Raw genomic sequence first — 18,402 nt, 5'->3', positions numbered from 1 at the left:
GACAGCCTCCAGCAGGGCCGTGACCTGCGGCAGGAAGCCCATGTCGGCCATCTGGTCGGCCTCGTCCAGCACGGTGGTCTCGACGCGGTCGAGCCGCACGTCGCCGCGGTCCAGCAGGTCCCGCAGCCGGCCGGGGGTGGCGATGAGCACGTCGACGCCGCGCTTCATCTCGCCCGCCTGGCGGCCGATCGAGAGGCCGCCGACGACGGTGGCCACGCGCAGGTTGACCGCGGTCGCGTAGGGGCCGAGCGAGGTGGCGACCTGCTGGGCCAGCTCCCGGGTCGGTACCAGGACCAGGGCCAGCGGAGCCTTGGTCTCCGCGCGGCGGCCCGCGGTCCGGGCGAGGAGCGCGAGGCCGAAGGCGAGGGTCTTGCCGGAGCCGGTCCGGCCGCGGCCGAGGACGTCGCGCCCGGCGAGCGCGTTGGGCAGCGTCGCCCCCTGGATCGGGAACGGCTCGGTGATGCCCTCGCGCGCGAGCGTCGCCTGCAGCGCACGCGGCAGCTCCAGCTCGGCGAAGGACGTGACCGCCGGAAGCGCCGGGGTCTGCGGGGCCACCACCTCGAAGTCGCCCTGTGCGGCGATGACCTGACGCTTCACCGGACGGCGCTTCGGCGCACCGAAGGACTGTCCGCCGCGTCGCTGGCGGCCGTCACCGGCCTCCGGGCCGCCCTGCTGCCAGGAACCGCGCTTCTGCCCGGTCTTCCCGGCGCGCTCCGCGGGGGAGAGGGGTCGGCCGAATCGCGTCGCCGGGCGCTGGTCGTTGGACCGGTTGGTGCGGTGGTTCACGACGGACCTTCCACAAGAAGCCACGATGGCAGATAAGAAGCCATAAAAAGCTCTGTGGGCCCGGCCTTCCGGCCGAGCCCACAGAGTCGTAGTAGCGGGGACAGGATTTGAACCTGCGACCTCTGGGTTATGAGCCCAGCGAGCTACCGAGCTGCTCCACCCCGCGTCGGTATCTCAACGGTAACAGAGCCCGACCCCCTCCGGGTCCCGCCCGGACGTGACGGCGGTCACCGCACCGGCCATTCATTTGCCTGTTGCAACTAAATGCCTTAAGGTTGCCCCAGGCAACTAATGTGCGGGGGTTGTGATGGCGACGCAGGAGCGCTGCGCGGAGCTGATGCGGCAACTGAGCGCGCTGGGCGCGGTCAGTCGTGGGCTGAAGCGCGCGCTGCCGCACGACCGTGCGGCCGGCTCCGTCGCGGTGTTGCGGATGCTCTCCCGGTACGGGCGGATGCGGACCGTCGAGCTGTCGGAGCGGCTCGACGTTGACGTGTCGGTCACCAGCCGCCACGTTGCCTACCTCGCCGAACGCGGGTGGATCGAACGCCACCCCGACCCGCAGGACAAGCGATCACGGTTGCTGAGCCTCACCCCTGCCGGAGAGGAGGTCCTGCGCGACGCGTCGGACCTCATCGCCGAGACGCTCGCGGACTTCCTGCAGGACTGGACGGACGACGAAGTGACGCAGCTCTCCACACTCATGGCCCGGCTGCGCGAGAGCTTCGACGGCAGCCGCCCCAAGGCCTGCAGCCGACTGACCGACTGACGACTGATCGACGACCTGACCGAACCACTGACCGCCCGCCCACCCCTCGCCCAAAACTGTCTTGCCCAGCAAGTCAGTTGGAGAACACAGACGATGGCAACATCCGTATCGACCGGTGTGCAGGAGGCCGCGCCCAAGCACGGCGCGCATGCCGCACCCGGCCCGCACGCCGGGGACCACCAGGCCCCGATGTCGCACCGGCAGATCATGGAGGCACTGTCCGGGCTGATGCTCGGCATGTTCGTCGCCGTGCTCTCCTCGACGATCGTGTCGACCGCGCTGCCGACCATCCTCGCGGACATCGGCGGCGGTCAGAGCGCCTACACCTGGATCGTCACGGCGGCGCTGCTCGCGGTCACCGCGACCACCCCGCTGTGGGGCAAGATGTCGGACCTGGTGAGCAAGAAGCTCCTGGTCCAGATAGCCCTGGTGCTCTATATCGTCGCCTCGGTGGTGGCCGGCTTCTCGCAGAACGCCGGCATGCTGATCGCCTGCCGCGTCGTGCAGGGCATCGGCGCGGGCGGTCTGTCCGCGCTCTCGCAGGTGATCATGGCCGCCATGATCTCGCCGCGTGAGCGCGGCCGGTACAGCGGCTACCTCGGCGCGACCTTCGCCGTCGCGACCGTCGGCGGCCCGCTGGTCGGTGGCGTCATCACCGACACCAGCTGGCTCGGCTGGCGCTGGTGCTTCTACGTGGTCGTGCCGTTCGCCGTCATCGCGCTGGTCGTGCTGCAGAAGACGATCCACCTGCCGGTGGTGAAGCGGCAGGTCAAGGTCGACTGGCTGGGGGCGTTCTTCGTCACCGCCGCGGTCTGCCTGCTGATGGTCTGGGTCACGCTGGCCGGCGACAAGTTCGCCTGGCTGTCGTGGCAGACCTACGTGATGGTGCCCGGCGCCGTCGTCCTCGGTCTGATCTTCCTGCTCGTCGAGTCCAGGGCGAGCGAGCCGATCATCCCGCTGCGGCTGTTCCGCAACGCGACGATCACGCTGACCTCCGTCGCCAGCCTCTTCGTCGGCATCGCGATGTTCGCCGGCACCGTCTTCCTCAGCCAGTACTTCCAGCTCTCCCGCGGCAAGACCCCGACCATGTCGGGCGTGATGACCATTCCAATGGTCGGCGGCCTCTTCGTCGCCTCGATGGTCTCCGGCCAGGTCATCACCCGCACCGGCCGCTGGAAGGCCTTCCTCGTCGGCGGCGGTCTCTTCCTGACCGCAGGCGCCGGCACGCTCGGCCTGATCCGGTCCGACACCCCCTACTGGGAGGTCGGCGTCTACATGGCGCTGCTGGGCGTCGGCATCGGTCTGATGATGCAGAACCTGGTGCTCGCGGTGCAGAACCAGGTCGCCCCCAAGGACCTCGGCGCGGCCAGCTCGCTGGTCACCTTCTTCCGGTCCCTCGGTGGCGCGATCGGGGTCGCCGCCCTCGGCGCCGCGCTCACCACCCGGATCACCCACTACACGAAGGACGGCTTCGCCGCCCTCGGCCTCCCGATGCCGGCCTCCTCCGGCGGCGAGGCCAACATCCCCGACCTGGGGAAGCTGCCCACCGTGGTCCGCGGGATCGTCGAGAGCAGCTACGGGCACGCCATCGCGGACGTGTTCCTCTACGCCGCCCCGTTCGCGCTGGTCGCCTTCCTGCTGGTGGTCTTCATCAAGGAGGTGCCGCTGAAGACGGCGAACGCGCTGCAGCAGAGCGCCGGGATCGAGGGGACGGAAGACGCCAACCCGGCCGCCCCGGCCGCCGCGGCCACCCCGGCTGTCGAGGAGGAGACCGCGTCCGAGGTGGAGTTGGCCAGTCTGGCCGCCGCTGCCGACGTGCAGCCGGCCGCCGTGTTCGCGACCGCGGGCATCGACCCCGTGGCCGGCCAGGAGGTTCCGATGAGCGGCATCACGATCCACGGCTTCGTGCGTGGCGGGGACGGCCACCCGGTCGGCACCGCGACGCTCACCCTGATCACGCTCCAGGGGCGGCAGCTGGGCCGCACCCCGGTGGGCGCCGACGGCGGTTATGAGCTGACCGCGCCCGGCGCGGGCAGCTACGTGCTGATCGCGGCCGCCGAGGGCCACCAGCCGCAGGCGTCCACCGTCGTCGTCGGCGACGGCCCGCTCGTCTACGACGTGGCGCTCTCCGGCACCAGCGGCCTGACCGGCCTGGTGCGCGCGGCGGCGGGCGGGCGGCCGGTGGGTGACGCGATGGTCGTCCTCACCGACGTCCGCGGCGAGGTGCTGGCCACCGGGAAGACCGCCGAGACGGGCGTCTTCACCTTCGGCGACCTGGCCTCCGGCACCTTCACCGTCGCCGTCAACGCCGCCGGGTTCCGTCCGGCCGCGCTGCTGGCGGAGGTCGGCGGGGCGGGCCTGACCCGCGTCGAGATCGAGCTGGCCGCCGGTGTGCAACTGCAGGGCACGGTGCGTGCCGGCGCGGACCACCGCCCGCTGGCCGACGCCCGGGTCACCCTCGTGGACGGGGCCGGCAACGTCGTCGGCACCGCGACCACGGGTGAGGACGGCGGCTACGCCTTCACCGACCTGGACGCGGGCGACTACACCCTCATCACCAGCGGCTACCCGCCGGTCGCCTCCGCGCTGACCGTGGACGGGCGCGGCGAGAGCGGCCACGACGTGGAGCTCGGCCACCCGGACGAGTGAGCGGGGGAACACGGGTTCCGGCCGACAACCGTCGGCCGGAACCCGTCACCGAACGATCAGGAGCAGCAGCAATGACCACTCACACGGGTGCGGGCGGCACCGGGCTTCGTGCCCGGGTGCGGACCAAGGCGGGCTGGGCGGTGCAGCACGCGGTGCTGACCGTCACCGACATGACGGGCGCTCAGATCCTGCGGGTCACCGCGGACGACGACGGCGCCGTGCGCACGGCCGCGCTGCCGCAGGGCGTCTACACCGTGATCGTCACCGCGGTCGGCTACCAGCCGACCGCCTCGACCGCGATCGTCCCCTCCTCCGGATGGGTGGACCTGGGCAACCTGGTGCTGGCCCGCCAGGGCGGCGTGGAACTCCCGCCCCCGGGACCGTGGACGATCGACCCGAGCCACTCCTCGGTGGGCGCGGTCGCGCAGCACCTGGGGATCTCCAGCATCCGCGGCCACTTCGGCGAGTTCCACGGGCAGATCGAGATCGCCGAGAACATCGCGGACTCCCGGGTCTCCGCCACGATCGCCGCGGCCTCGATCGACACCGGCAACACGATGCGCGACGGGCACCTGCGGTCGGCGGACTTCCTCAACGTGGACGTCCACCCGGAGATCAGCTACCGCAGCACCCGCGGCGTCTCCCCGGCGGGCCCGGGCCGCTGGACGGTCCACGGCGAACTGACCATGAACGCCGTGACCCGCCCGGTCGACCTGGACCTCAGCTACCTCGGCACCGGCCCCGACCCCTGGGGCGGCACTCGCGCAGCGTTCCGCGCCACGGCCGAACTCCACCGTGAGGACTTCGCGATGACCTACAACCAGGTCCTCCAGGCCGGCATCGCCGCGATCGGCACCACGCTCCGCGTGGAACTCGACATCCAGGCGGTGCAGGGGAGTTCACTGCCGACGGCGTGACACCGCGCCGCCGCCCTCACCAGGGCAGCGGCGCGAGGCCGACGGCCGTGACCGTCGTCGGGGTCGAGATGAAGAGGGTGCCGTCCGCCGCGAAGGCGAGCGACTCGATCGGGGCCGGCCAGGGAAAGGCGGAGAGGGCGCCGGAGAGCAGGTGCCAGAGGTGGATCCGCTGGTCGGACCAGGCGACGGCGAGGATCGGGCCGGTCGTGGTGTCCGTGGCGGCCAGCGCGGAGGGGACGGCGGCCCGGCGTTCCACCGGCTCCGGCATGACGGTGCCGGAGATCGAGTCCCAGAGGCGGACGGTGCCGTCGAGCGAGCCCGTCGCGGCGAACAGCGGGCCGTCCTCGGGCCGGACCAGGGCCACGGCGGTGACCGGCAGGTCGTGTGCCTGGTAGGACGAGGGCTCCGCGCCGCTGTCGCTGTCGCCGGTGCTCGCTCCTGCGCCGTCGAGGGTCCACAGGTGCACCCGGCCGTCCGCGCCGGCCACGGCGAGGGGCGTGGTGGGGCCGCAGGCCAGCGCCGTGGGGAGGGTGCGGGGGTCGGTCAGCCCGCGCCGGCTGTGGTACGCCGCGGCCGCGGTGACCGTGGACGACTCGGCGTCGGGGCCGATGGGGTGCAGGGTGCCGTCCGTGTCCAGGCAGAGCAGGACGTGCGTGTCGACGGCGGTCAGGGCGTCCGGCCGGATACCCGCCACGGTGGGCAGGACGCCCGTGCGGGAGCCGGTGGCGGGGTCGAGGAAGAGGACCCGGCCCACGGCGTCGGCGACGGCGAGGCCGTCCCCGACGAGCGCCAGCGATCCCGCGCCGCCGTGGGCGTGGGACCAGTGCGCGGACCAGTTGTGGGTGGCGGCGAGCGGGCGCAGGTACTCGGCGAGGGCGGGGTCGGTGGACAGCGCGGCGGTGTGCAGCAGTGCGGCCCGCTCGACGGCGTCGAGCCCGAACGTGGTCAGGGCCGGCGCCGCGGCCGACCAGACGCGGCGCAGCCGGCCGGGCGCGGGCGTCCGCGGGTCGGCGAGTGCGGCGGTCACCGCGACCGGCGAGCCGTGAACGAGGTAGCCGGGATCGGCGAGCAGGCGCCCGCGCTCCTCCACCTCGGATGCGGCGAGCCGCCGGTCGCGCTCCTCCTCGTCCAGGCCGGCCCAGTCGGTGCCGGGGGCGATCGCCTGCGGGGCCGGACCCTGCTCAGGGGCCGGGCCGTCGGCGTGGGCGCCGTCGGCCTGACGTGGCATCACGGACGCGGATTCCGGCGACAGTTCCACGTCGAGGACGGGGGCCACCAGGGCCAGCAGCTCCGTCGTGCCCGTCTCCGCCGCCAGGCGGACGTGCGGAAGCTCCAGCAGCGGCGCGAGGATCCGCTCCGCCACGTCCGCCGGACGGGTGCCGGCGCCGCCCTCGGGCAGGCCGGCGCCGACGAGCTGGAGATCGGGGACGAGGATCCGCACCGGCCGCGGATCCGCCGCGACCCGGGCGACCAACTCCTCCGGCGGCAGCGGACCGTAGCCCAGCTGGCGGCCGAGCTCCCAGGCCACCGTCGCCAGGGTCTGGGAGGCCGCCGGCACGGTGGCGTGGATCCGCGCACCGGGGACCGAGTCCGACCGCTGCAGCAGTTCCGCGAGCAGCCGGCTCTTGCCGACGCCCGGACCGCCCAGCACCCGCAGCAGTCGCGGGCTGTCCCCGTCGACGCGCGTGGCCCAGTCGAGCAGCACGTCGGCCGGAGCGGCCGTGGCGCCACCCTGGTGCGCGGGCTCGGCGGTGGGATCAGCCGACGGTGGCGTCACTCCTGGCCCTCCCTCGCCGCGGCGGCCTCCAGCAGCGACCGGATTCCCTCCCGGCGCGAGGCCTGGGTGTCGCCGTAGGGGAAGGAGTACGTGTGCTCGGCGCGGGGGAACAGCCGGCCGGTCCACAGCGCGCAGTAGTGGCCCGGCAGGGAGCAGGTCTGGAGCTCGGTGTAGACCCGGGTGATCTGCCCGGGTTCGACCCCGGCCGCCTCCAGGGCCTCCCAGAGCCGCTCCTCCGGGTGCACGCACGGCCCGCCGGAGCGGGTGACGATCTGCTTGTCGCCGTTGTCGTCGAGGTACTCGAAGGCGGCATAGCTCGAGACGCTGGAGGTGTCCCGGATGTCGTCGAGCACCTGGGGCCACCAGTGGTCGCCGTCGGCCACCGCGGCCGGGTCCTCCTCGGCCAGTTGGGCCTGGAAGGCCTGGAAGGCGGCGGCCGCCCGCTCGGGGTTGCTCGCACCCGACACCGCGTCCAGCAGCCGGTCGAGCCCGAGGAGAGCGGAGAGCAGCTGAGCCGCTCCGGAGTTGACGAAGCGTGCGGGCTCGTCCTCGATCAGGGTCACCGCCTGGACCGACCCGGCGGCGTCCACGCACAGCTCGAAGCCGCCGTCGAGGCCGAGGCGGGTCCACTCGGCCTGCTCCGGACGGGACAGCGGCGCGCCGACCGATTCGGCGTACGCACCGAACGGGACGTCGTCGTCGGGCTCGGTCCGGAAGTACGGACCGACCTCCAGCGGATACGGCAGCCCGCCGATCGCGCGCACGCCCTGCTCACCGAAGTGGGCGCGGACGCGCTGCTCCAGCCCCGGATCGGTCATCGTTCCTGCTCCTCGCGTGACATGACGTGCTGTCGGTTCGGTCGGCCCGGACAGGCCCTAGTGGAGGCCCCCGGTGATGTGCCGCACCACCTGGTGCCAGATCGAGTCGGGGCGGGCCAGGGCCACCGGGTCCGTGCGCTCGATCGTCGCGCGGAGTCGGTCCGCAGCGGTCGGGCCGACCTGCTCGTACGGCATGCCGTAGAGGCGCTCCAGCCGCGCCTCCACCTGCTCCTCGTAGCCGGGCTCCTCGAAGTCCTCTTCGGGCCCCTCGTAGAACGGGCGCTCGGCCTCGGTCACGCAGATCAGGTAGGCGAAGACCTCCAGGCTGGTGTTGAGGAGGTAGGGCTCGCCGCCGTCGTCCGAGGTGGCGTAGACGACGCCGGTGGACGCGTCCACGTTGATCGAGTCGTAGGGAATCTCTCCGAGGGTGACCCACTCGTCGAAGTGGAAGTCGTCGGCGACCTCCGGGTACTTCTCCCCGAGCCCCGGCCAGCCCTTGTCCTCGACCTCCTCGGTCAGGTCCTCCACGCGGTGGAACCAGCCCTGCGTGTCCTCCTGGTCGGGCAGTCCGACGGTGGTCAGGAAGACACGGGTGGGCGCGTGCGAGATCTGCTCGGCCGCCTCCTCCGCCACCGTGTCCAGGTCGTCCTCGCCGAAGACGTCGGCCATCGTCGCGCGGTCGACACGTGGGGTCGGCAGCGGTTGGGACATGGTGATGTTCCTCCGGTCGGTCGATCGGCCCGCAGTCGTCGCAGGCATGGTCCACGGTAGCGGGCGGGTCGGTCAGCGCGGTCGGCGTGGGGTGGCCGGCCGTGGGCGAGGGCTCAGCCGGCCCCGACGTAGCCCTTGCGGGGAGCCTTCGGCCAGAGGCGGTTCACGTAGTGCTCCATGATGGCGTTCCCGGCCTTCTGGGACGCGTCGCTGGCGCCGTATTCCACGCTGTGGCTGACCGCGACGCTCGACGGCAGGAAGTGGCGCATCCAGGCGCTGCAGTTCACGCCGGTACTGCACGGTGCCCGCTCGGTGTACAGCTCGGTCAGTCCCCCTTCTGTGCCCGCCTGTTTGAAGGGTATGCCGAGTATTCGTTCGGAGTGGACAGGGCTCCGGCTGCGGCCGACCAGGATGAAGCTGTCCGCGTCGCCCTTCTTCCCGTAGCGCACGGCCGCGTAGTTGTTGAGCGTGAAGCCGTCCTTGCTGTAGTTGCCGTAACTCTTGTCCTCGTGCCGGGCCAGCTGCGTGGCCTCGGCGAGATCGGTGCTGCCCAACGGGACCTGGGTCGAGTGGTCCAGCAGGGGTCGTTCCTCGTCCTTGCCCTTGTCCGGCAGGTTGTACGGGCTCTTGTCGCCCTTCGGACGCTTGCGTACCCGGTCCTTCTTGTCGAGTTGGAGCCCGAGGCGATCGCGGTCCTCCTGCGTCAGCGCCCTCGGCCCGTCCGCGGTGAGCCGCTCCACGACGCGGTCGTCCCGCAGCCGGTAGACGGGGGTCTCCTTGTCGTGCATCCGCCCCCGGAGCTCCTCGAGGGTGCGGACGTGCTCGGACTCCGTCTTGGCGGCGTTCTCCGCGACTTGACCGGTCTTGTGCTCGGTGTCCTTGAGGAAGTCGTGCAGCCCCGGGGAGAAGTCCTTCGCCAGCGCCTGCTCGGTCTTCTGTGCGGCCTCGCCGACCGCTTCGCTCATCTTGCTCATGTACGCCCCCCGTAAACCACGTACTTTGACGTCGCGTCACGGAACGCTACCAAGACGACGGTCCTTCCGGGTGATGTGCCGCCGCGCCGTGACCGCCGAGGAGCCCGATCACCGCTCCGGTGAGAGGGTGGAAGTCGACTCCGCACACTTCTCGCGACGCGCTTGTCGAAGGGTGGTCGACGATGGCCGGCAGGGAACCCGTCGAGGTGACCAACCTCGACCGTTACGACCATCCGGTGCTTCCGTGGTCCAGGGCGGAGGAGGCGCTCGCCACCTCCATGCCGAGTCCGTCCGTCCCGTCGTTCCTGGGGACGGTCCGCCCCGACGGGCGGCCGAGCTCGGCGGGCGTCGGGGCCGTGTGGCTCGACGGCGGCGTGTACTTCACCAGCAGCCCCGGCGCGCGCAAGGCGCGCAATCTCGCCCAGAACCCGAACTGCACGTTCTCCGTGCGGCTCGGCGGGATCGACGTCGTCGCCGAGGGCGAGGCGGCGCGGGTGACCGACCCGGACACGCTCATGCGGCTGGCGGCGATCTACTGGGAGGCGGGCTGGCCCGCCGAGGTCGAGGGGGACGCGTTCACCGCGCCGTTCAACGCCCCGAGCGCCGGGCCGCCGCCGTGGCACCTGTACCGGATGCGGGTGGCCACGGTCTTCGGCGTCGCGACCGCCGAGCCGTACGGCGCGGCGCGTTGGCGGTTCGACGGCTGAGACCTGTTCCGGCGCGGACGCGCGCGGCGTTGATGTGCTTCTGGCGTTGACGTGGCTGAGCCGAAGGGGGATAAAAGTGGCATAAGGGACTTCGGGGTCGGTTGCCCCGGAGCCCGTCGTCACGAGTCTTCGAAGAAGGCGAATGCCGTGGCTGACCTCTTCCATCGCCCCCGCCATGCGGAGATGGCGGGACACCCGGATCTCGCGGAGATGCGCGAGCGCTACGCGCGCATCGAGGCGCGCCGTGGCGTGTCCGCGATCGACGGCCTGGTGCTGCTCGCCGGCCTCTACGCGGCGATCTCGCCCTGGGTGGTGCACTTCAGCACCAGCAGCCCCGAACTCCGGGCGAACAACCTGATCATCGGCCTGGCCCTGGTCGCGATCGGCCTGGGCCTCGCCCTCGCGCCGGAGCGGATGTACCGGATGAGCGGCATCATCTCGGTGATCGGTGTCTGGATGGTCATCTCCCCGTGGGTCGTGACCGTGGGCCACACGGCGACCCGCGGACTGATCTGGAACAACGTGCTGATCGGCGCCGTCTGCTGCATGCTCGGCCTCGCGGCCATCGGCATGGTGCGCCAGTCCACCCGCTCGCCGGGCACCGGCGGGTAGGCCGCCGATTCGGGATCCCGAAGGCATGACCGCAGCGCAGACCGTGATCAGCACGACGGGGCTGACCAAGGTCTACCCGCGCTCGTCCGTTCCCGCGGTGGACGGCCTGGACCTGGCCGTCCACCGCGGCGAGCTCTTCGGGCTGCTCGGGCCGAACGGCGCGGGCAAGACCACCACTGTCGGCATGCTGACCACCCGGGTCATCCCGACGGCCGGAACGGCGCTGGTCGGCGGGATCGACGTGGTCGCCCGGCCGACGCTGGTCAAGCAGCTCATCGCGGTGGTGACCCAGCAGAACACCCTCGACCGGGCGCTCACCGTGCGGGAGAACCTGTTCTTCCACGGTCTGCTGTTCGGGATGCCCTCGAGCCGGGCCAGGGCGGCGGCGGACGAACTGCTGTCCCGCTTCCACCTCACCGGCCACGCGGACGACTCCGTGCACGTGCTCTCCGGCGGGCTCGCGCAACGGCTCATGGTCGCCCGCGCGATCCTGCACCGGCCGGCGGTGCTCTTCCTGGACGAGCCGACGGCGGGGCTCGACCCCCAGAGCCGGCTCGCGCTGTGGGAGGTGCTGTCCGAGCTGGTCGCCGAGCGGCAGACGATCCTGCTCACCACCCACAACATGGAGGAGGCGGACCGGCTCTGCGACCGGGTCGCCATCATCGACCACGGCCGGATCCTGGCCCTGGACACCCCCACGGCGCTCAAGCGCGGCATCGAGGCGGACGCCCAGGTGACGGTCCAGCTCGCCGGACCCTCAACGGGCGCTGCGGGCGACGCGGGCGCGGACGGAGCGGGCGACGCCCTGGCCGCGCTGCTCGCGCGGGCCGTGCCCGGCGTGGTGCGGACGCGGGTCACCGACGGCCGGGTGGAGCTGCAGGTCAACGGCGGCGACCGGCTGCTGCCACGGGTGCTGGAGGCCGCCGAGTCCGGCGGGTTCCGGGTCGCGGACCTGTCCGTGGCGGAGACGACCCTCGAGACGGTCTTCATCCGCCTGACGGGAAAGGAGCTGCGGGACTGATGAACGCCGAGCCCCTGTCGTCGTCGACGAGCACCGACCCGCCCACGCTCGCGGAGATCCGACCTCCGCGCTCGACCGGCACGGCGAGCCGCGCCGCGCTGCGCGCGCTGATCCGGCGTGACCTCACCGTGCTGCGCAAGAACTTCGGGGAGTTCGTCGGCCGGACGGTGATGCAGCCGCTGCTGCTGGTCTTCGTCTTCCTCTACGTCTTCCCGACGATCGGCCAGGGCGTCGGCGGGGCCGGCGGCCGGGTGGGGGAGTCGGCGTTCGCGACCGTGCTGGTGCCGGGCGTGGTCGCGATCTCGATCATGTTCCAGGGCATCCAGTCCGTGGCCATCCAGCTCTCCCAGGAGTTCGGCTACACCCGGGAGATCGAGGACCGCGTCCAGGCGCCGTGCCCGATCTGGCTGGTGGCGGTCGCCCGCGTGCTCTCCGGCGCCACCCAGGCGCTGATCTCCGCGCTGATCGTCTTCCCGATCGCGGCGGTGGTGCACGCACCGGGTGTCCACGCGCAGCTCACCGTGCACTGGTGGATCGTGGTCACGCTGATCCCGCTGGCCTGCGTGGCGATGACCTCGCTCGGGCTGGTGCTCGGCACCACCTTCGAGCCGCGCAACATCGGCCTGATGTTCGGCTTCGTCGTGCTGCCGCTCGTCTTCCTGGGCGGCACCTACTACCAGTGGACCCGGCTGGGCGCGGTCAGCGTCGGCGGCTTCCACTGGCTGCAGGTCCTCGTCCTGGTCAACCCGCTGATCTACATCGCCGAGGGCATGCGCGCCGGGCTGACCGACGCCTCCCACATGCCGCTGGTGGCCGTCTACCCGGTGCTGATCGGGTTCCTGGCCCTCTTCCTCGGCGTCGGGCTGCGCAACTTCCGTCGCCGCGTGCTGTCGTGAGCCTGCGGAGGGAGCCCCGTCGTGGCTGGTCGGACGCGAGACGCTTCGGTGGCGCGGCCGGGACGGGCCTGTGACGATCGGGGCGCAACCCCGGGTGGGACGGGGGCCGTCCCACTGGGCATGAAGCGCATATCCGTGATCGGAATCCTCGCGGCCTCGGCCCTCTGCCTCACTGTCTCCGCCTGCGGCGGCTCCGGCAGCCCCGTGGCCGGGGCGCCCGCCTCCGGGTCGTCCACGGCCTCCGCGCCCGCCGCGTCGGGCGGTTCGACCGGCACCACCGGTTCGACGGGCACCGGAGGCACCACCGGCTCGACGACGGGCGGGTCCACCGGCGGGTCCACCACCGGCGGTACGGGTGGCACGGGCGGCAGCACGGGGTCCACGGGAGGCGGGGCCGGGGCCGCAGCCTGCACCGGGTCGCAGATCACCGTCGGCGACGGCGGAGGTGACGCCGCGACCGGGCACGAGACGGTCGTGCTGTACTTCACCAACGTCAGCGGCACCGCCTGCACGCTCCACGGTTACCCGGGCGTGGCCGGCCTCGACTCCGCCGGCCACCAGGCCGTCCAGGCCACCCGCACCCTCAACGGCTTCACCGGCGGCCTCGCGCAGGGCGCGACGACCATGCCGACCGTCACCGTGCCCGCCCACGGCCGCGCCTCCGCCCGCCTGGAGTGGACGGACGTGCCCGAGGGCAACGCCACCTCCTGCCCGACCTACCACGGCGTCCTGGTCACCCCGCCCGGAACCCGCACCTCGACCCGCATCGCCTCCCTCGAGCCGAACGCCTGCACCTTCCAGATCCACCCGGTCGTCCCGGGCAGCACGGGCAACCAGAGCTGAACCCTGCGCCTCCCGCGACGGTCACCGGCGGTCCGGCTGAGGCGCGTCACGGGCCGCGGGTGGTGTCGGAGTCGCCTGAACCGGCACGGGAGTTGGCGGTACAGGCGCAGCGGCGTGGGGGAGTCGGCGGACCGAGCGCAGGCTGAGGGGGAGGAGGGCGAAGGCCATGGCGCTGAGGCCGGCGACCGTGGCCGTCGTCTCCGGGCCGAAGGCCGCCGCCGTCGGGCCGACCGCCAACTGGCCGACCGGGATGGCGATGTAGGAGAAGAGGTCGTCGTAGGCGGCGACCCGGGAGAGCAGGCGCTGCGGCACGTGCTCCTGCAGCGAGGTGTCCCAGCCGATCGAGGAGGCGGACGAGCCGAGCCCCGCCACGAAGCCGGTGACGAGCAGCCAGGGGACCGGCAGTCGGGCGCCCAGGGCCAGCAGCGGCAACGCGAAGAGCGCACTGCACAGTTGGCCGAACGCCAGAAGTCTGCTGATGGTGAGCCGGTAGAGCACCGTGCTCATCAGCAGCATCCCCGCGCCGCGCACGCTGAGCAGCAGACCCCAGGTGGCCGCCGAACCCGAGCGCGCGGTGAGTTCCGGGCCCAGGATCTGCCAGGTGCCGGTCTGCGCCAGGTTGACTCCGCAGAACGCGAGCGTGACAGGCCAGATCCAGGACGTCGCGCGGAACGCGCTCCAGCCCTCCCGCAGGTCGCGAACGAGGTGGCGGCCGCCGCCGGGGGAGGCGGGGCCGGAGCCCGCCGGGAGGCGGAGCAGGCAGGCGGCGGCGACGAGGTAGCTGAAGGCGTCGAGCGCGATCGCCGCGCCGCCGCCGGTCGCCACCACGAGGACTCCGGCGACGCTGGGGCCGATCACCTTGCAGCCGTTGCGCACCGTCCCGAGCAGCGCGTTCGCGCGCTGGAGCTGGTCGGTGGCGACGAGCTCCGGCAGCAGGCCGCGCAGCGCGGGCGTGGTGAACGCCGACAGCAGGCCGTTGAGGAACTCCAGCCCCGCGATCGCGCCGAGCGAGTAGTGGCCGCTGAGCAGCAGCGCGGCCACGGCGCCCTGGGTGAGGGCCGCGCCGAGGTTGGAGACGACGAGCACGACCCGTCGCGGCAGCCGGTCGGCGACCGCGCCGCCGATCAGCAGGAAACCGAGCAGCGGCAGCATGCGCACGGCCAGCACGATGCCGAGGTCGCCCGCGCGGCCCGAGGCGTCGAGCACGGCGAAGGCGAGCGCCACCGGCGCCATCGCGCTGCCGAGGAGGGAGACGGTCTGGCCGGTGAAGAACCAGCGGAAGCCCGCCTGCCGCAGCGGTGAGAACCGCCGCGGGGCGGCCGGGAGGGGAGGAGTGGACACCGTCCAGAGGCTGCACGGCCCTGCGGGCCGGCACTAGTGTTTCGCCCACTGCCGAAAGTTCCGGCGCGAGCAGGACGGACAGGGAGGAGGCGCGCGGGCGATGGTGCTGCTCCGGCTGGACTCGCTCGCGCTCTCGCGCTCACGGTTCGCGCTGTCGCCCGCCGCGGAGACCCTCGGGGCGCTGAAGGCGCTGTCCCGCCCGTGCGTCGATCCGTGGCTCGCTCCCTGGCACGCGCGCCATCACGCCGCGCTGCGCGCGGCCCTCGCCGCCGACCCCTTCGCCGAGGGGCTGGTCCGGCTGACCAGCTCCACCAAGTACCTGCCCGACCAGGTCAGCCTGCCGCCCACGGGCGGCATGCACACCCGCCTGAACGACGAGCTCGCGCTGATGTGCGAGGTCCCCGACGAGGACGTCGTCGCCAGTGTCCGGCTCGCCGTCGCGGCCAGCTGGGAGGAGCACGACGTCGATTCCTGGCTCACCGGACGGAACTTCGCCGCGCGCACCGCCGAGCTGTTCCGCCGCACCTGGGACGCGCACCTCGCCGCCGACTGGCCACGCCGCCGGATCGCCCTGGAACGGGACGTCACCTACCGGGCCGGCCTGCTCGCCGCGTACGGCTGGCCGCGCGCGCTGGAGCGGATGGCCCGCCGCACCGCCTGGACCGGCGCCGACGCGATCCGCTTCAGCGACCGCCCCGGCCCCGACCGGGTCGTCGGCCCGGACGGCATGCTGTTCGTGCCCTACACGGGTGCACGCGGCAGCTGGCTCTGTGAGGCGCCCGGCCGCCCGTACGCGCTGGTCTACCCGGCCCGCGGGTCCGGTGCCGACCCGTCCGACTCCCGCGCCCACGCCGGCGGCGACCCGGACCGGGACGGGCGCGCCGGCCTGGAGCACCGCGACCGCCGCGACCGCGCGCTGGGACGACTTCTCGGCACCGGCCGCGCCGCCATCCTGCGGACGCTGGAGCGGCCGGCCACCAGCAGCGAGCTCGCGGCGGAGCTGGACGTCTCGCTCGGCACCGTCGGCGGCCACCTCGCGGTGCTGCGCGACGCGGAACTCGTCGTCGGCACGCGCGTGGGGCGCCGCGTGGTCTACCGTCGCACCGAGGCGGGCGAGGTGCTTGCCACGGGGATGACGTGGACGACGGGGGAACGGCATGACGACGGGGTCGACGTGGCCGACGGAGCAGACGGGTTCGGTTGAGCAGACGGGTTCGGTTGGTTCGGCGGGTCCCGCCGGTCCGGCGCGTCAGTCGGGTTGGGCGGGTCCGGTGGGTTGGGCGGAGCCGGTGGAGCAGGCCGTGCCGGCGGGCCGGACCGATCCGACCGGACCCGCGGCCGAGGCGGCCAGCGGTAGGCCCCCCGCCGGGGCGGCCGAGCCCGTGGCGCGCGTGGACCGGGTCCGCGGCTGCCTGCTCGGCGGCGCGCTGGGCGACGCCCTCGGCTGGCCGGTGGAGTTCCAGCGCCTGGAGCGGATCCTCGACCGACACGGACCCGAGGGCGTGCGCACGCTGGCGGCCACGCCGGGCCGACCCGCCGAGGTCACCGACGACACGCAGATGACCCTCTTCACCGCGGAGGGCCTGCTCCAAGCCGGGCAGCTCACGCCGGAGGCGGTCCTGACCTCGGTCCACGCCGCCTACCGGCGCTGGCTGCGCACGCAGTGCGAGGCCGCGCCGAAGCCGGACGAGACCGGCCTGATGGCCGAGGCCTGGCTCTACGCCTCGCGCGCTCCGGGCAACGCGTGCCTGTCCGGGCTGGAGGCGCACGCCGCGCCGCCCGCGTCCGTGCCGGTCCCGACCGGTGAGCGCGGCCCGGTCAACTCCGACTCCAAGGGCTGCGGCACGGTGATGCGCTCGGCGCCGTTCGGCCTGCTCGGGCTGGGCCCCGAGCGGTCCTTCCAACTCGCGTCGGACTGCGCCCAGCTGACGCACGGCCATCCCACGGGCTACGTCGCCGCCGGTGCGTTCGCCGCGCTGGTGGACCGGCTGGTGGCGGGCGCCGAGCCGCGCGCGGCCGTCGCCGCGACGATCGCGCAGACGGCGGCGTCGGCCGGCGGTGCGGAGACGGTGGCGGCGCTGGAGCGCGCGGTCCGCCTCGCGGACGAGGAGCAGCCCGGCTTCGACGCCGTGGAGCGCGTGGGGCTGGGCTGGATCGCCGAGGAGTGCCTCGCGATCGCCGTCCACGCCCTTGTCGCCGCAGCCGTCGTCGGCCCGCGACGGGCGCTGACGCTCTCGGTCACCCACTCCGGCGACAGCGACTCCACGGGCGCGGTCTGCGGCAACCTGCTCGGCGCGGCCTACGGCGCCGCCGCCCTGCCCTCGGACTGGCTCGACCAGATCGAGGGCCGCACCACCCTGCTCCGGGTCGCAGGCGACCTGATCGCGCGCACCCCGCCGCCCACGCCGTAGCGCGGCGCGGGCGAGCCGGTGCCCGGGACTACGGTGTGGGGACGCCGGGATGCTCGAGCTCCCACGCCAGTTGGGCGAGCGCGTGCATCTGCTCCAGCATGGGCCGCGGCGGGCTCGCGTCCAGGTGCCGGTACTGCAGGGCGACCGTGATCGACAGGCGCTCGCGCAGGTGGAGGGCCGGGTGGTGGTTCTCGGCGGCGATCCTGCGGGCGGCGTCCTGCGCGGTGAGGCCCGCGCCGTGCAGGTCGTGGACGTGGTCGCGCAGGTGGCACAGGTAGTCGCGGTGGGCGAGCACGCCCTCCCGGCCCAGCACCGGTCCGTGGCCCGGGACGACGACGGTCGCGCCGGTGGCCAGGACGCGGTCGCAGCCGTCGATGACGTTCTCCAGCGGCCCGGCCCAGTGGACGGGGTGGTCGCCGGGCTCGTCGTCCGTCGCCGCGAAGACGATGTCGCCGCTGAAGCAGACGCGCTGGCGCGGCAGGTAGGCGAGCAGGTCACCGGTGGTGTGGGCGGGCGGCAGCTGCGTGAGCTGCACGGGGATGTCGCCGACGGCTATCTCCACCTCGCCGGAGAAGGTCAGCGCCGGCTGCGGCAGCCGCGTCTCCGCCCAGCGGTAGCGGCCGAAGTGACGGTTGAGGTACCAGCCGACAAGGGTGCCCGGGTCGCCGTCGTGAACGAGCCGGTGCAGGTCGCAGGGGTCCGGCTCGTGGGCGATGTGGGTGGCGGTGGCGGCGGTGTAGACGACGCGCGCGTCCGGCACGGCCTCCCAGCCCCACAGGTGGTCGCCGTTGCCGTGGGTGACCAGCAGCCAGTCGATGTCCGTGCCGGGGGCGAGCAGGGGCCGGGACAGGGCGAGGAACTGGTCCGCCAGGGCCCGGTCGTACGGGGTGTCGATCCATGCCGCGCTCGAACGGCTGGTCAGCAGACCACAGTTGGCCAGCCCCCAGCCGACGCTCGGCTGCGGGCGCCAGACGTGGACGCCGTCCGCGACGGGACGCAGCTCGCCCCGGACCGGTGGGTGCGGGACACGGGCGGCCGGAATGGTGCCGGCGGTGGCTTGTTCCGTGCGGTCGGCGCTCATGGTCGTAGATTGTGCGATGAACACGCCGGGGATGCGAATGCGGAGTGTCGCGCAGGCGGCCGGCGGGCGCGCCAGGGGGCCCGGCGGGGGTC

At 73.2% G+C, this 18,402-nt stretch carries 17 protein-coding genes and 1 tRNA gene; 10 read left to right on the top strand and 8 right to left on the bottom strand.

Annotated features, from left to right (window positions below; genetic code table 11):
* Positions 1–786, bottom strand: a 786-nt coding sequence (locus tag DN069_RS15025; RefSeq protein ID WP_133259930.1) for a DEAD/DEAH box helicase, incomplete at its 3' end; no start/stop codon positions are given.
* Positions 787–878: 92 nt separating this feature from the next.
* A tRNA-Met gene (locus tag DN069_RS15020) sits at positions 879–952 on the bottom strand.
* Between the two features lie 141 nt (positions 953–1,093).
* Here DN069_RS15020 and DN069_RS15015 point away from each other — a divergent pair.
* From DN069_RS15015 to DN069_RS15005, 3 genes are all read left to right on the top strand, one after another.
* The gene (locus DN069_RS15015) at positions 1,094–1,552 is read left to right on the top strand and encodes a MarR family winged helix-turn-helix transcriptional regulator (RefSeq protein WP_111501480.1); all 459 of its coding nucleotides are present in this window, start codon (positions 1,094–1,096) and stop codon (positions 1,550–1,552) included.
* Between the two features lie 189 nt (positions 1,553–1,741).
* Entirely contained in the window at positions 1,742–4,201 is a 2,460-nt protein-coding gene (locus DN069_RS15010) for an MFS transporter (RefSeq protein WP_243639247.1), read from the top strand.
* Between the two features lie 71 nt (positions 4,202–4,272).
* Positions 4,273–5,118: a YceI family protein gene (locus DN069_RS15005; protein ID WP_111501478.1), complete on the top strand. Its 846-nt coding sequence runs from the start codon at positions 4,273–4,275 to the stop codon at positions 5,116–5,118.
* A 16-nt stretch (positions 5,119–5,134) separates the two neighbouring features.
* Here DN069_RS15005 and DN069_RS15000 read toward each other — a convergent pair whose 3' ends face one another.
* The 4 genes from DN069_RS15000 to DN069_RS14985 all read right to left on the bottom strand — a co-directional run bounded on the left by DN069_RS15000 (position 5,135) and on the right by DN069_RS14985 (position 9,398).
* Entirely contained in the window at positions 5,135–6,895 is a 1,761-nt protein-coding gene (locus DN069_RS15000; RefSeq protein WP_111501477.1) for a hypothetical protein, read from the bottom strand.
* Positions 6,892–7,713 carry a nucleic acid/nucleotide deaminase domain-containing protein gene (locus DN069_RS14995; protein ID WP_111501476.1) on the bottom strand — a complete coding sequence of 274 codons (822 nt, stop codon included), beginning with the start codon at positions 7,711–7,713 and terminating at the stop codon, positions 6,892–6,894. Before DN069_RS14995 ends, DN069_RS15000 begins: the two co-directional genes overlap by 4 nt.
* A 57-nt stretch (positions 7,714–7,770) precedes the next feature.
* The gene (locus DN069_RS14990; RefSeq protein ID WP_165845505.1) at positions 7,771–8,424 is read right to left on the bottom strand and encodes an SUKH-4 family immunity protein; all 654 of its coding nucleotides are present in this window, start codon (positions 8,422–8,424) and stop codon (positions 7,771–7,773) included.
* Between the two features lie 113 nt (positions 8,425–8,537).
* Positions 8,538–9,398: a nucleic acid/nucleotide deaminase domain-containing protein gene (locus tag DN069_RS14985; RefSeq protein WP_111501474.1), complete on the bottom strand. Its 861-nt coding sequence runs from the start codon at positions 9,396–9,398 to the stop codon at positions 8,538–8,540.
* A 182-nt stretch (positions 9,399–9,580) separates the two neighbouring features.
* Between DN069_RS14985 and DN069_RS14980 the strand changes: the two genes are divergently transcribed.
* From DN069_RS14980 to DN069_RS14960, 5 genes are all read left to right on the top strand, one after another.
* A complete protein-coding gene (locus DN069_RS14980; RefSeq protein WP_111501473.1) occupies positions 9,581–10,105 on the top strand; it encodes a pyridoxamine 5'-phosphate oxidase family protein in 525 nt (174 codons plus the stop codon).
* Positions 10,106–10,252: 147 nt separating this feature from the next.
* Entirely contained in the window at positions 10,253–10,717 is a 465-nt protein-coding gene (locus tag DN069_RS14975; RefSeq protein WP_243639244.1) for an SPW repeat protein, read from the top strand.
* Positions 10,718–10,742: 25 nt separating this feature from the next.
* Positions 10,743–11,738: an ABC transporter ATP-binding protein gene (locus DN069_RS14970; RefSeq protein ID WP_111501471.1), complete on the top strand. Its 996-nt coding sequence runs from the start codon at positions 10,743–10,745 to the stop codon at positions 11,736–11,738.
* The gene (locus tag DN069_RS14965) at positions 11,738–12,634 is read left to right on the top strand and encodes an ABC transporter permease (protein ID WP_111501470.1); all 897 of its coding nucleotides are present in this window, start codon (positions 11,738–11,740) and stop codon (positions 12,632–12,634) included. The genes DN069_RS14970 and DN069_RS14965 overlap by 1 nt, the downstream gene beginning before the upstream one ends.
* A gap of 120 nt (positions 12,635–12,754) precedes the next feature.
* A complete protein-coding gene (locus DN069_RS14960; RefSeq protein WP_111501469.1) occupies positions 12,755–13,477 on the top strand; it encodes a DUF4232 domain-containing protein in 723 nt (240 codons plus the stop codon).
* Between the two features lie 21 nt (positions 13,478–13,498).
* Here the strand turns inward: DN069_RS14960 and DN069_RS14955 are convergent, their stop codons facing one another.
* On the bottom strand, positions 13,499–14,818 hold the full coding sequence (locus DN069_RS14955) for an MFS transporter (protein ID WP_111501468.1): 1,320 nt from the start codon (positions 14,816–14,818) through the stop codon (positions 13,499–13,501).
* Positions 14,819–14,918: 100 nt separating this feature from the next.
* On the opposite strand from DN069_RS14955, the gene DN069_RS14950 reads away from it, so the two are divergent.
* Complete coding sequence (locus tag DN069_RS14950) at positions 14,919–16,022, top strand: ArsR/SmtB family transcription factor (protein WP_111501467.1); 1,104 nt, start codon at positions 14,919–14,921, stop codon at positions 16,020–16,022.
* Between the two features lie 67 nt (positions 16,023–16,089).
* The gene (locus DN069_RS14945; RefSeq protein WP_243639242.1) at positions 16,090–17,229 is read left to right on the top strand and encodes an ADP-ribosylglycohydrolase family protein; all 1,140 of its coding nucleotides are present in this window, start codon (positions 16,090–16,092) and stop codon (positions 17,227–17,229) included.
* Between the two features lie 28 nt (positions 17,230–17,257).
* Here the strand turns inward: DN069_RS14945 and DN069_RS14940 are convergent, their stop codons facing one another.
* Positions 17,258–18,310 (bottom strand): MBL fold metallo-hydrolase, encoded by a 1,053-nt coding sequence (locus tag DN069_RS14940; RefSeq protein ID WP_111501466.1) that lies wholly within the window; start codon positions 18,308–18,310, stop codon positions 17,258–17,260.
* Between the last annotated feature and the right edge of the window lie 92 nt (positions 18,311–18,402).

The organism is Streptacidiphilus pinicola (assembly GCF_003258295.1).
In the GTDB taxonomy this organism is placed as follows: domain Bacteria; phylum Actinomycetota; class Actinomycetes; order Streptomycetales; family Streptomycetaceae; genus Streptacidiphilus; species Streptacidiphilus pinicola.
Note: the sequence above shows the minus strand (reverse complement) of the source record. Positions and strands in the feature narration are given on the sequence as shown.

Bases quoted from the DNA above. Each gene is read 5' to 3' on its own strand.
- DN069_RS14950 (WP_111501467.1), top strand. From the start codon at position 14,919: ATGGTGCTGCTCCGGCTGGACTCGCTCGCGCTCTCGCGCTCACGGTTC.
- DN069_RS14990 (WP_165845505.1), bottom strand. From the start codon at position 8,424: ATGTCCCAACCGCTGCCGACCCCACGTGTCGACCGCGCGACGATGGCC.
- DN069_RS14965 (WP_111501470.1), top strand. From the start codon at position 11,738: ATGAACGCCGAGCCCCTGTCGTCGTCGACGAGCACCGACCCGCCCACG.
- DN069_RS14995 (WP_111501476.1), bottom strand. From the start codon at position 7,713: ATGACCGATCCGGGGCTGGAGCAGCGCGTCCGCGCCCACTTCGGTGAG.
- DN069_RS15015 (WP_111501480.1), top strand. From the start codon at position 1,094: ATGGCGACGCAGGAGCGCTGCGCGGAGCTGATGCGGCAACTGAGCGCG.
- DN069_RS14970 (WP_111501471.1), top strand. From the start codon at position 10,743: ATGACCGCAGCGCAGACCGTGATCAGCACGACGGGGCTGACCAAGGTC.
- DN069_RS14940 (WP_111501466.1), bottom strand. From the start codon at position 18,310: ATGAGCGCCGACCGCACGGAACAAGCCACCGCCGGCACCATTCCGGCC.
- DN069_RS14980 (WP_111501473.1), top strand. From the start codon at position 9,581: ATGGCCGGCAGGGAACCCGTCGAGGTGACCAACCTCGACCGTTACGAC.
- DN069_RS14985 (WP_111501474.1), bottom strand. From the start codon at position 9,398: ATGAGCAAGATGAGCGAAGCGGTCGGCGAGGCCGCACAGAAGACCGAG.
- DN069_RS15010 (WP_243639247.1), top strand. From the start codon at position 1,742: ATGTCGCACCGGCAGATCATGGAGGCACTGTCCGGGCTGATGCTCGGC.
- DN069_RS14960 (WP_111501469.1), top strand. From the start codon at position 12,755: ATGAAGCGCATATCCGTGATCGGAATCCTCGCGGCCTCGGCCCTCTGC.
- DN069_RS15005 (WP_111501478.1), top strand. From the start codon at position 4,273: ATGACCACTCACACGGGTGCGGGCGGCACCGGGCTTCGTGCCCGGGTG.